Annotated in this window: 13 protein-coding genes; 8 read left to right on the top strand and 5 right to left on the bottom strand. The window is 37.5% G+C overall.

Annotation, left to right across the window (positions count from 1 at the left end; translation table 11 throughout):
• Window positions 1-97 precede the first annotated feature (97 nt).
• From LF887_RS09000 to LF887_RS08980, 5 genes are all read left to right on the top strand, one after another.
• Window positions 98-811, top strand: coding sequence for a hypothetical protein (locus LF887_RS09000; protein ID WP_236858796.1), 714 nt, complete (start codon window positions 98-100; stop codon window positions 809-811).
• A 143-nt stretch (window positions 812-954) separates the two neighbouring features.
• Window positions 955-1788: a sigma-70 family RNA polymerase sigma factor gene (locus LF887_RS08995; RefSeq protein WP_236858795.1), complete on the top strand. Its 834-nt coding sequence runs from the start codon at window positions 955-957 to the stop codon at window positions 1786-1788.
• Window positions 1789-1831: 43 nt separating this feature from the next.
• The gene (locus LF887_RS08990; protein WP_236858794.1) at window positions 1832-2446 is read left to right on the top strand and encodes an FMN-dependent NADH-azoreductase; all 615 of its coding nucleotides are present in this window, start codon (window positions 1832-1834) and stop codon (window positions 2444-2446) included.
• Window positions 2447-2796: 350 nt separating this feature from the next.
• Window positions 2797-5607, top strand: a complete 2811-nt coding sequence (locus LF887_RS08985; protein WP_236858793.1) for a TonB-dependent receptor — start codon at window positions 2797-2799, stop codon at window positions 5605-5607.
• A gap of 6 nt (window positions 5608-5613) precedes the next feature.
• On the top strand, window positions 5614-6660 hold the full coding sequence (locus LF887_RS08980) for a phytase (RefSeq protein WP_410681120.1): 1047 nt from the start codon (window positions 5614-5616) through the stop codon (window positions 6658-6660).
• Between the two features lie 111 nt (window positions 6661-6771).
• On the opposite strand, the gene LF887_RS08975 is transcribed toward LF887_RS08980, so the two are convergent.
• Entirely contained in the window at window positions 6772-8622 is a 1851-nt protein-coding gene (locus LF887_RS08975; RefSeq protein WP_236858792.1) for an ATP-binding cassette domain-containing protein, read from the bottom strand.
• Window positions 8623-9021: a hypothetical protein gene (locus LF887_RS08970; RefSeq protein WP_236858791.1), complete on the bottom strand. Its 399-nt coding sequence runs from the start codon at window positions 9019-9021 to the stop codon at window positions 8623-8625.
• 51 nt (window positions 9022-9072) lie between these two features.
• Between LF887_RS08970 and LF887_RS08965 the strand changes: the two genes are divergently transcribed.
• The gene (locus tag LF887_RS08965) at window positions 9073-9495 is read left to right on the top strand and encodes a MarR family winged helix-turn-helix transcriptional regulator (protein ID WP_236858790.1); all 423 of its coding nucleotides are present in this window, start codon (window positions 9073-9075) and stop codon (window positions 9493-9495) included.
• A 64-nt stretch (window positions 9496-9559) separates the two neighbouring features.
• On the opposite strand, the gene LF887_RS08960 is transcribed toward LF887_RS08965, so the two are convergent.
• The 3 genes from LF887_RS08960 to LF887_RS08950 are packed head-to-tail and all read right to left on the bottom strand — an operon-like array spanning window position 9560 to window position 11583.
• Window positions 9560-10282, bottom strand: a complete 723-nt coding sequence (locus LF887_RS08960; RefSeq protein WP_236858789.1) for a sterol desaturase family protein — start codon at window positions 10280-10282, stop codon at window positions 9560-9562.
• Window positions 10283-10292: 10 nt separating this feature from the next.
• Window positions 10293-10931: a hexitol phosphatase HxpB gene (gene hxpB, locus LF887_RS08955; RefSeq protein ID WP_236858788.1), complete on the bottom strand. Its 639-nt coding sequence runs from the start codon at window positions 10929-10931 to the stop codon at window positions 10293-10295.
• A gap of 31 nt (window positions 10932-10962) precedes the next feature.
• Window positions 10963-11583: a helix-turn-helix transcriptional regulator gene (locus tag LF887_RS08950; RefSeq protein WP_236858787.1), complete on the bottom strand. Its 621-nt coding sequence runs from the start codon at window positions 11581-11583 to the stop codon at window positions 10963-10965.
• 194 nt (window positions 11584-11777) lie between these two features.
• On the opposite strand from LF887_RS08950, the gene LF887_RS08945 reads away from it, so the two are divergent.
• Together LF887_RS08945 and LF887_RS08940 are read left to right on the top strand one after the other, a co-directional pair.
• Window positions 11778-12404, top strand: coding sequence for a superoxide dismutase (locus tag LF887_RS08945; protein WP_236858786.1), 627 nt, complete (start codon window positions 11778-11780; stop codon window positions 12402-12404).
• A gap of 12 nt (window positions 12405-12416) precedes the next feature.
• Window positions 12417-12917, top strand: a complete 501-nt coding sequence (locus LF887_RS08940) for a DUF2480 family protein (RefSeq protein ID WP_236858785.1) — start codon at window positions 12417-12419, stop codon at window positions 12915-12917.
• The last annotated feature ends 4 nt before the right edge of the window (window positions 12918-12921 follow it).

Below are 12921 nucleotides of genomic sequence, written 5' to 3'. Positions count from 1 at the left end.
AGGCACCTTTTTTAATATTCATCAGTTTTATTTTACAGGCAATCTAAATTTTATTTAAATTGCATCATGAACACATTCTCTTAATACCCCGGTATCTATGTTCGAAAAATTAATTGACAGCTTTGAGAAGCTCTGCCTGCAGATTATTATAGAAATTCTGCTGGTACCTGTTACTATTTTTAAATTGTTTCAGGCCCCCCATCGCTGTTATGAATTTTCGGTACATGAAATGGAAAAAGAGGAAACAGAACGGTTTCAGGATTACCTGTCCCCTATCAAGCTTTCTGTGTATACCTCTGTCATTGTTTCTGTATTGTTAATGGATTATAGCAATGAACAGAACTTTATTTCCAGAATCAAAGGATTGAGCATGGTAGAAAAAGCCCTGTTTATATTTCTTTTTAATAATATCACGGCAGTATTATTCAGTGTAATATTACTGGTCTATAAAAAAGAAAAGGTGAACACTTCTGCCTTCCGGACACTTCTGTTTTCTTTTATTTATACTACCGTGTATACTTCTACTCCATTTTTTATATTAATTATTTCAGCGATGTTTTTAGGGAAAACTATCAATGTACAGTCCTATATTAACCACTTTGCAACTGTGCAGACCTACGGAATCAGAGACTATGCATTCCTCGCAGTTTTCTTTACCTTTATTATCATAGGAATTATAGGGCTCTTCAAGTTGTTTAAGGCGCTTCATTATATCCTGAAAGAAAACTTCCGCTACCATCCTTATGTTGTGTGGTTCTTTACTTTGCTTTTCTTTCTCGTACAGCTTTATTATACAGGAGGATTTATATAAAGTTCTTTCAGTGATGTACCGAATTCATTTTGAAAAATGGATAATTTCAATTCTCAATTATTAGTTCTTAATTTTCAATTAAAAAAATTTCTCTCATTTAGTTGTCACATTTTGCCTGATAACTTTGTCTTAAAAGAAATATTATGAAGGAAAATTACAGCAGGCTCCTGACCTATGCCTATAATATTACCGGTTCCTATGAAGATTCTCAGGATCTGGTACAGGATGTCATAGAAAAATATATTTCTTTAGATAAATCTGAAATTAGAAATGAGATTAATTTTCTGATTAAAAGTACGATTAATCATGCCATTAACTTTAAAAACCGGCATCACAAGAAAATGGTCTATGGAGAATGGCTCCCTGAACCTCTCTCTTTTGAAAATGCAGAAAACAAACTTATTAAGGAACAAACAGTCCGCTATACCCTGCTTGTCCTGTTAGAGAAACTCAATGCAAGGGAGCGTGCCGTCTATATACTCAAAGAAGCTTTTGACTATTCTCATCAGGAAATTTCAGAAATTCTTGCTATTTCAGTAGAAAATTCACGGAAGTTATTAAGCCGTGCTTCTAAGCAATTGCAGGATATAAAGTATAAGCCGGATAATATCGGTACTGCTTCCGAGACAGAGATTCTTCAGAAATACCAACAGGCACTGAGTGAAGGAAATGCGACTGATATCGAGAAACTGCTTATTGATGATATAAAACTTTCAGCAGATGGTGGAAAACGCGTTCGGGTAATCAAGGCTGTAGAAGTTGGAAAATCGGCTGCAGCTCAGCTTTTAGCCTACGTACAGCAGCAATTTCTTGGCAACAAGCCCTATACTTTCCATATCTTTAATCATCAGCCCGCCATTTGCTTCTGGCAGAAAGACCGTATTTATAACTGTCACATTCTGGATATTGATCCAGAAGGTATGATCCGTGAAATCTATTCTATTGTGGATCCTGAAAAATTAAAAAAACTGCAATAAATGTCACATTTTAAAAAAGCAGTGTGTCTTTAAAGAAAAAAATATGAACACACTACTTAGAATCGACAGCAGCCTTAGAACAGAAAAATCTTACTCCCGTACATTAGGAGATTATTTTATTAGGCAATGGAAAAGAAAGAACCCAGTTAATACCATTCTGGAAAGAGATCTTACCAGACAGCCTGTTCCTCATATCACCCAACAGACCGTGAATGCCTTCTTTAGTGAAACGCCTGATATGGAAAGCATTTGTTTCTCTGATGAACTGATCAATGAATTGTATCAGTGTAAAGAACTCCTGATTACCTGCCCGATGTACAACTATGGGATTCCTTCTTCATTAAAAGCCTATTTTGACAGCGTTGTCAGAACGAAGAAAACATTTACAGGTTATAATAGCACCCGCAAAGGATTACTTGAGAATAAAAAGGCATATATCATCTCTTCAATGGGGGGCATTTCTCATAAAGTAAGAAATCCGCTGGAAATTCACATCACACAGCTTTTGAATCATATGGGAGTAACTGACATTTCTTATTTCCCCCTGGATGGTACTGTAGACGAGGCCAGAATAAAAGAAAAAATGATATTGCAACAAACTGAAATTTTAAAACAGCTGACAGCTAATGAGACAAAAGATTACACCGCAATAATGTGACAAATTGATAATCAGCTTTTGAAAAAGAATATTCCGGACCATGATTGTATAAAAACGCAAAGAATGACTGTAAATCCTGCCATGGCAGGATTTATTTTTTTCCTCAGTTTTACGCCTTCATGAAGAATATGAGTTCAGTAACTACGAACTTACTGAAAAATTTGGCCAGGCTTTCAGGGAATTCCAGTCAGCATTCAAACCATAAAGGCAATTGCCATTGCTGAAACCTGCTTTTATTTCGGCTAAATCTACCCTATATTAACAAATATTAAAAAAACCTTAATTTACACTTCAACTGATTATCCAAACAGACGTTTAATTTTGTTCCAATTTAATCTATTATAAGTAAAGTGAAGAAAATTTTTACCTCTGTTTTGTTTTGTGCTTCTCTATTTTTCTATGCACAAACCGGTAGTGTTACCGGAAACATTAATGACGATGCTAAAATAGCCTTACCTGGGGCTAAAATCTCTCTAAGCCCCGGAAATATCTATACTACTTCTGATGAGCATGGAAATTTCGTTTTCCTGAATGTCCCACCCGGAAATTATACGATGAAGATTGACTATCTGGGCTATGGGACTCGTCAGTATAACGTTGTTGTAGAGCCCGAAAAAAACACCAGCCAAAATATTGTTTTTGATAAAAAAGAGACAAGCATTGGAGAAATCGTGGTTTCCGGAGCTACTTTAAAAAACCAGGCCAGAGCTTTAAACAAGCAGAAAAACAATGCCAATATCACCAACGTAATTTCTTCCGACCAGATAGGGCGTTTTCCTGACGCTAATATTGGAGATGCTTTAAAGCGTGTTCCCGGAATCACGATACAAAATGACCAGGGAGAAGCCAGAAACCTTATTATCAGAGGGCTTGCCCCGAACCTCAACTCTGTAACCCTAAATGGTGACAGAATTCCTTCTGCTGAGGGAGATAACCGGAATGTTCAGATGGATCTTATTCCTTCAGACATGATTTCCACTATTGAAGTGAATAAAACATTAACTCCCGACATGGACGCTGATGCCATTGGAGGATCTGTAAACCTGATCACAAGAGCATCTCCTAACGGGCAAAGAATTTCTGCAACATTAGCCGGAGGTTATAATCCCATCCGGGAGAAGGGAAATTATACAGCAGGTCTGGTATATGGAAACCGTTTTTTAAACAAAAAGCTGGGTGCTGTATTCAGTTTTTCTTATAACAACAATAATTTTGGTTCAGACAATATAGAACCTGTATGGAGCCAGGCTAACGATAAGGCGCAGACGGCCTATATAAGTAAAATGGGAGTCCGTCAGTACAATGAACACCGTATCAGACACAGCTTTGATCTTAATATGGATTATGAATTCAACTCCAAAAACAAGATCTACGCTTCGGCAATGTACAATTTCAGGAATGATAAGGAAAACCGTTTTGCGCTTGGATATAAAATAAAGCCAGTCTATAATGCTGATGAATCAGAGATCACAGACTGGAAAGGCAGCATCACAAGGCAAAATAAGGGTGGAAATTCAGACAATGACAATACGCGTCTTGAAAAACAAAAAGTACAGAACTATGCATTAAGAGGTGAACATTTACTGGGGTCTAAAATAGATCTGGACTGGTCCATGAATTATGCCACCGCCAGCGAAGACAAGCCTCACCAGCGTTATATAGAGTTTGAAAACAGCAAGATGAATTTTTCACAGGACCTTAGTGATCCCAGAAAACCTATGATCAATCTTCTTGCTCCGGATAATCCGGGAAGTTATAAGTTAAGTGATCTTTCAGATGCCAACAGCTTTACGCAAGAAAAAGAATTTGGTGCAAAGGTGAATGTACGCTTTCCCTTTTCTGTGATTGACGGCCAAAAAGGAAGAATCCGTGCCGGCTTGCGTATGCGTTTAAAGAATAAGGAAAGGGAGAATGATTACTACACCTTTACACCTGTCACAAATATGGGGAGCTTACTTTCTGTACCTACAGTATATTTCAATGGCAGCAATTTCCAGGCAGGAAACTATGTTCCGGGAACATTTGTGGATCCGTCTTATTTAGGCGGACTGGATCTTTATAATTCAAATTTATTCAATGGCAAACTAAAACCTTCTAAATTCCTATCAAGCAATTATACTGCAAAAGAGCAGATTTATGCGGGATATATCCGCTGGGATCAGGATTTCAACGATAAGCTTTCCATGATTATGGGAGCCCGTATTGAGACGACCCAAATTGATTACACCGGAAATTATGTAATGAACGAAAGTGATCTGGTAGGAAAGATCAACAATACCAACACTTATACCAATGTACTTCCTAACGTCTCTTTCAAGTATGTTCCTGTTCAGGATCTTGTACTTCGTGCAGCATTTACGACAGCTCTGGCCCGTCCTAATTATTACTCACTGGTTCCTTTCCTTAACGTAATTTCAGAAGACGAAGTCATCTCGGCCGGAAATCCGAATTTAAAAGCTACCTATGCCTACAATTTTGATTTTATGGCAGAAAAGTATTTTAAATCTGTAGGGATTCTTTCCGGAGGTATTTTTTATAAAAATCTGAATAATTTTATTTATACCTATTCACGAAGAAATTATACGGCAACCGACTTTTCCAACGACTTCACAGGTCAGTCCAACCCTATTCCCGGAGGAGAAAGCAACTGGAAATTCACTCAGCAGCGTAATGGTGACAATGTAGATATCTATGGTTTTGAAGTCGCTTTACAGAGGCAGATGGATTTTATTCCGGGAGCATTCTGGAAAGGTCTTGGAGTTTATGTCAACTATACCTACACCCATTCAAAGGCAAAAGGAATCACCAATGAAGAAGGGATTGAAAGAACAGATGTAGGATTTCCGGGAGCAGCTCCTCATATGTTCAACGGATCTCTTTCATGGGAGAACAAACGTTTTTCAGCCAGAGTTTCTATGAATTATGCGTCTTATTATATTGATGAATTGGGAGGTAAAGCTTTTGATGACCGCTATTATGACAAGCAGGTTTTTCTGGATGCCAATGCTTCGTATAAAATCACAAGCCAACTGAGAATTTTTGCAGAGGCCAATAATCTGACCAATCAGCCGTTAAGATATTACCAGGGAATTCAAAGCAGAACGGCACAGGCAGAATACTACAGACCGAGATTTACCATGGGTATAAAATTTGATTTTTAAAGAAACATGAAAAAGATAAATTATTATATAGCGGCACTGGCTCTCTTCCCTTTTATTATGAATTGTAAAGGACAGGAACAGTCGGTAGAAAAATTAAAACCAACAGTAATTACAGAAACTGTAGTTCATGATACCGATGATCCGGCAATATGGATCAATCCCACAGATCCTTCCAAAAGTATAATTATCGGTACAGATAAAGATACCAATGGTGGCCTCTATGCTTTTGACCTCAACGGTAAGATCGTTAATAAGGTTTTAGGTCTTAAGCGTCCTAATAATGTTGACATTGAATATGGCTTTGTTTTAAAGGGAAAGAAAACAGACCTTGCTGCTGTTACAGAACGTGAAACCAACAAAGTCAAGCTTTATACTCTTCCTGAACTGAAGGAAGTAGGTGAATTTTCTGTATTCGACGGAGAGGCTGAACGTGGTCCCATGGGAATTTCAATGTACAAAAACAGTAAGACAGGAGATATTTTCGCTGTTGTGGGAAGAAAATCAGGCCCTAAAGATAGTTACCTGTGGCAATATAAACTTTCTGAAAAAAATGGAAGCATCACCGGAGAAGTTGTCCGTAAGTTTGGAAAATACAGCGGGCTGAAAGAGATTGAAAGCATAGCTGTAGATGATGAAATGGGATATATCTATTATTCTGATGAGCAGTTTGGCGTTCATAAGTATTATGCTGATCCGGCAAAAGGGAATGAAGAGCTTCTGGTTTTCGGAAATGGTGATTTTAAATCTGATGTGGAAGGAATTTCAATCTACCCCACTTCTGAAAAAACGGGATATATTCTGGTTTCCAATCAGCAAAATGATACGTTTAATGTGTATTTAAGAGAGAATCCGGCAAAAGGAAGAATTGCAGAAATTCCTGTTTCTACTCTCGAAAGTGATGGTTCTGAAGTGACTTCTGTTAATTTGGGTCCGAAGTTTCCGAAAGGCGTATTTGTTGCGATGAGCAATGGCAGGGTATTTCATTTTTATGACTGGAGAATTATTGAAAAAAAGATTCAATCTGCGGTAAGAGCAGCTAAAAAGTCAAAATAAATTTTATTTAAACCATTAGGAAAGCTAAGAGATATGCTACAGGCATTGCCAATACAAACCGAAGCAATTTCTTACCGGTCTGACTTTTCTTAATGGTTTAATTTTTTGATCCTACCGGATATGTTTTCTCAGAAACTCTGCAGTAAATGATGTTTTATCCTTTAATAATGCTTCCGGGGTTCCTTCAAACAGTACTTCTCCGCCATACTTTCCGGCACCGGGGCCCATATCAATAATCCAGTCGGCCTGTGCAATAATGTCGAGATTATGTTCTATGACAATCAATGTATTATTCTGATCCGCAATAGTATTAAAAAAGGTTAATAATTTCTGCGTATCACTTGGATGAAGCCCGGTACTCGGTTCATCAAGAATAATAGTCTGATGGGTACTTTTCAATTCTTTGGTTAATTTCAGACGCTGTCTTTCACCTCCTGAAAAATGATCCAGCCTCTGCCCCAGGGTCAGATAATCCAACCCCAGCTGAATCAGCAAATCAAAATTTTTGAGAATAGACTGTTCTTTAAAAAAATGACTGGCTTCATAAACGGTCATATCCATAATTTCTACAATTGTTTTTCCGTTGTACAGGTATTTTAATACTTCAGAATTGAATCCCGAACCACCACAAACTTCACAAGGCTGCTCAATATTATCCATAAAAGCAAGATCAATTCTCTCCACTCCCAATCCTTTGCAGTTTTTGCAGGCTCCTTCACTATTTCTGCTAAACAGTTTGTCGGAAGCATGATTACACCGGGCAAAAAGTCTGCGTACAATATCTGATATTCCAAGGTAAGTAAGTAAATTAGAACGGGCACTGGCTGCAGACAATGACTGATCTATTATGGTTACATCAGGATAAAAATCCGGTAAAATGCGATTGATTAAGGTGCTTTTCCCTGATCCTGCCACTCCGGTAACCACTGTCATTACCCCGGTCGGAATATGAACCGTCACATTTTTGAGGTTATAGAGACTGGCATTTTTAATTTCCAGATAGCCTAAAGGGCTTTTAAATTTTTGTTTGATAAATGGCCTCTTGGAAAAATATATTCCCGTCTTACTTCCAGACATTTTTAAGTCTTCAAATGTCCCTTCATATACCACTTCCCCTCCATTCCTTCCAGAACCGGGTCCTATATCAATAACCCAGTCTGCCATTTTAATCAGATCGGGGTCATGTTCCACAATTAAAACAGAATTCCCTTTATCCCTGATTTGCTGAATGATAGACGCAATATTTTCCAGATCTTTTGGATGAAGTCCAATACTGGGTTCATCAAAAATGTATAAGAGATCCACTAAACTATTTCCTAGACTGCGTACCATTTTTATCCGCTGAGATTCACCTCCTGAAAGCGAATTTGTATTTCTGTCAAGGGTCAGGTACTGCAGTCCGATGGTCATAATATTCTGAAGTTTTACCGCAAGCTCGCTGATAATTATGTCATATGGATGTGAATCAAGAGAAGTAATAAACTCCAGTAATTCATCAACGGAAAGCGCTGTACAATCGGCTATACTTTTTCCTTTAATTTTACAGGATAATATTTTTTCATTCAATCGCTTTCCTTTACATATCGGACAGGTTCTGGTAATGACCACATGATTCAGGGCATCTTTTCTTGTTATATTTTCTTTGGAATCTTTTTTCAGAAATGCTTTTTCAATTCTTGGAATAATGCCTTCATACTTTACGGTTTTCCCCCAATCTTTATGAGGATGCTGAGGTTTATGTTCTGCTGCATTTAATAGCATTTCCCATTCTGAAGGGGTAAAATCTTTCAGCTTTTTATCATTATCAAAATAGCCGGATTGGGTGTATCTTGTTAATCTCCAGCCACCAGGTTGAAAGGTAGGAAATAGAACAGCTCCCTCATGTAAAGATTTATTACGGTCAATTAAAGTATTGACATCCAGGGTCTGGATAAAGCCTAATCCTTCACATTCGGGGCACATTCACTGCGGATTATTGAACGAAAAAACATTGGAATATCCTACAAACGGTTCTCCCATTCTTGAAAACAAAAGCCTTAAAGCAGCAGATACATCCACTGCTGTCCCCACGGTAGATCTTACATTTCCGCCCAGCCTTTTCTGATTGATCATAATAGGAACATTAAGATTTTCAATTTTATCTACATCCGGAAGGCCATAATGCTGCAGCCGGTTTCTTATAAAACTATTCTGAGTTTCATTAATTTGCCGTTGAGCTTCTGCCCCGATAGTCTCAAAAACCAAAGAAGATTTTCCTGAACCTGATACTCCTGTAAAAACTACGATCTTATATTTTGGAATTTTTATGGAAATATTTTTGAGATTATTTTGCCTGGCATTTGTAATTTCTATATTTTTCATTTTTTAAATTATTAACTCTGTAAATTATTAACCAAGTTAAGTATAATTATTATGAAATCTATTGAAAAAGAGTTTTTTAACACATTTACTGATTTTCAGTGTCTCATTCTGGCGCATATGAACAGAGGAGATATTAACGGGGTCACAGCAGCTCATTATAATATCATTGAATTTATTTTGCGGAAAGAGGGAGCAACAGGAACAGAAATTTCATTGGCATTCAATATCAGCCAGGCTGCTATTTCAAAACAGCTGAAGTTCCTGATCAATCATGATTTCATCATTCAGAAACAGGATGAAACCGACCGCAGAAAATTCAACCTCTCTGCCACAGAAAAAGGACGGTTTGTTATAGAAAATTCAGAAACATTCAGGAAAAATATTACGAAGCAGACTGCGGAAATACTAAGCTCTGCAGAACTGGAAAATCTTAATAATCTGCTGGGTAAAGTTTTACATCATATCAAATTCTGATTATGCCTATTCTGGAGAGTACGCTACCCAAAGAGGGATCAGTTCTCCCGCAATGTCAGAAATACTATTTATAAGTTCCAAACAGCCTGTCCCAGATGGATGTATAAAAACCAAAGTTTTTAGTCTCATCCAAATGATGCAGGTTGTGAAATCTTGTAGTCCCTACAAAAAAACGGTCAAACTGAGCGGGAAAAAACTCTCTGTTCAGATGACCTATAGTTCCCCAAATCAGATTGATCAGTAAATAGACAGAAATTGCAACAACAGAAAAATCATAGCACATTAATACCACCAGCATCATCAACCCAAAACCGACAGTTTCAAATGGATGAAGAACAAAAAGACTCAAATAATTGGTACTTACATGTTCATGATGCTTTCCGTGCAATAGTCTGTATACAAAAGGTAAATGAGCTGCATAATGAAAGAAATACATTAGAAAATCCATCACAAGCAGCAATGCGATTACTTCAAAAACAATAATACCTGCTGAAAGATTACTTCCAGGTTCAAGCCAGCCATTTTTCCATAGAAAAACACCCAGCAGCATCACCAGACTGTTGCAGGCTACTGTAAAAAGGCTGAGATAAAAATCTGATTTTGAAACAGGGTGATTTTTTTCCTGCAATAAATTTTTACGGCATGTTTTATCAATAAATAAATACAGCCCTATTGAAAAGAGATACAACAGGATATTGATTATAAAGCTAAATATAATCCATTGTGGCCATGAAAACTGCCAAAACAGGTTGATATAATCAGAAAGCTCGGTTGTATTAAAATTCATAATTCCGTTATCAGGCAGGTAATACCCCTTCTTTAAAGTTTAAAATTTTAAAATCTGCGATATCAAAGTCTATTGTTTCATCATTATTGGTAAAAACAACGGTCTTCATTCCTGCTTCTTTGGCCGCCCGTAATCCTGAATGACTGTCCTCAATAGCAATACAATGTTCAGGAGATACCCCCAGCTTTTTTGCTGAAGTAAGATATACAGCAGGATGCGGTTTCCCCTGCGCTTCAGATTCTGATGAATGCACGCTGTCAAAAAGTTCCCGAACCTTTAGTTTGTCCAGGACAGCATCGGCAACCTTCAAAGGGGCATTGGTTGCTAGGCCTACCTTATATTCTTTATTTTTAAGATTTTTAATAAATTCCTGTATACCGTTCATGGTACAGTCTTCAGTTTGTATAAATTCGATCACCCTTGATACTACCTGCTGCTCTACATAAGAGACATTCAGGTTTTCCCATGGAAATTTCTCATACCAGAATTTCGTCACCTCTTCGGTTGTCATATACTTGGTCTGTGCAGCCAGCTCATCTGTAACCTGTACGCCATATGATGAAAATACGTCCAGTTCCGCCTTTGCCCAGAAACCTTCGGAATCTACAAGAACTCCATCCATATCGAATATTACTGCTTTCAATGCCATCTTATTTAAATGAAATAGTATATGTAATGAATTATTGACTGATTTTATACACACAGCGCTGTCCACCGGAAATAATGTGATCTACCCTTTCTACTCTATATTCCTTTCCAATCAGTGATTGGAAATTAGATAATTCTGCACGGCAAAAACCCTGGCATTCTGTGGCAGCAGCACATATCGGGCAATGATTTTCGATAAGAAAATATTCTTCACCCTCCTTTTTCCATTCTGCCATATATCCTTCTTTACTACGTACTTCTGTGAGAACTTCCAGACGCTGTTCAAGAGATTTCGTCCTGGAAAGTGCTTTTTCATACCGCTCATGCGTGTTCTTCTCCCGGTCAGTGATCAGAAGCTCCAGTGCATTTTCTCCTAAAAGTTTTTTTACAGACTTCAGAATTTCAACCGTTACTTCTGCATGAGTATCCGGAAACTGAGCCAGTCCCTTTTCAGTAAGCGTATAATAAGTCGTAGGTCTGCCAACACCCTCGCTCTTCACAGATGGCTGGATGAACCCTTCTTCAGCAAGATTCAGTAAATGTTTTCTCGCACCCTCTTTTGTAATAGACAGTTCTGCAGAAATAAGAAGTGATGTAGCCTCTCCCCTCATCTTCAGAAACATCAGGATGCGGTCTGCTGCGGGCTTCTTCATTTGACAATATTTAGGTTGTTTTATTTTTCAACAACAAATATAATCATTTTCTATAATCTTTAAATTATGAGCGTAAATCAATTATTCACAATGCATTATTTATCATTTCAAACAAACTAATAAAACAACAAATTAGTTGTTTTATCTAAATATAGTGTTATCTTTGCGATACATTAATTAAAAAAATAAATACAATGGAACCATTTACACTTCCCCTTTTACCGTATGCTTATGATGCTTTGGAGCCGTTTATAGATAAAGAAACCATGACTATCCACCATCTGCGTCATCACCAGGCTTATATTGATAACTTAAATGCAGCATTAGCACAAACCAATGAAACGCATCCTGATCTTGATTCATTATTGCAAAGAATAAGTGAATATAGTCCTGCAGTAAGAAATAACGGCGGAGGTCATTTCAATCATTCTTTATTCTGGGAAATTCTTTCTCCGCAGCCAAAATTAAATCCTGAAGGCCCTCTTAATGATGCTATTATCTCAACTTTCGGAAATCTTGAAAACCTTAAGGCAGAGATGAAAAAAATAGGTCTTAGCCAGTTCGGTTCCGGATGGGTATGGTTATTTGTAAAATTCAATGGTTCTCTTGCGGTGAGCTCTACTCCCAACCAGGATAATCCCATGATGGACGTTCTTACGATGAGCAGAGGCTTTCCTATTCTTGGGATCGATGTATGGGAACATGCTTATTATCTTCATTATCAAAATAAAAGAGCAGACTATGTGGATTCATTCTGGTCTGTACTGGACTGGTCTTCTGTTGAAAAGAAATACGAAGAAGCACTCTCTAAAGTAAGATAATTAACTACAGTTATGAATCAGGAAACTTTCATCAATAAAGCAAAGACTTCAGGCATTATTGCACTTGATCTTTTAGACTACAGACCTACTACAGAAATTGTGGAACTGGATATCAAAGATTATCTTTTTATGGGAATGATTGTCAAGGAGAAGGAGTTTAAAGCATCCATTGCAGAAGCAGACTTTTCTGTATACAATGAAAAAGCAGTAGGAATCATTTGTTCTACGGAGGCTATTATTCCGCCGTGGGCTTATATGCTGCTAATGGAGAAACTAACTCCCTATGCCGCCTATGCGGATTTAAACAATGCCGAAAAGATTCTGCTTGATCTCTGGAAGCGCCGTCTCATCTATGCGGATATGAAGCATTTTAAAAATCAGAAAGTAGTTGTAAGAGCGGGCACAAGCTATGATCCTTCGCTTTATCTGCTTGCGGCAGGACTTCTGAAACCTCTGGTCAAAAGTCTGATGTATGGTGAAATAGGCTTACCAAAAGTAATTTTTAAAAGATAAAAAA

The sequence above is a fragment of the Chryseobacterium sp. MEBOG06 genome (assembly GCF_021869765.1).
Classification (GTDB): Bacteria; Bacteroidota; Bacteroidia; order Flavobacteriales; family Weeksellaceae; genus Chryseobacterium.
The sequence above is the reverse complement of the archived record's forward strand: the minus strand, read 5'-3'. Positions and strand labels throughout refer to the sequence as shown.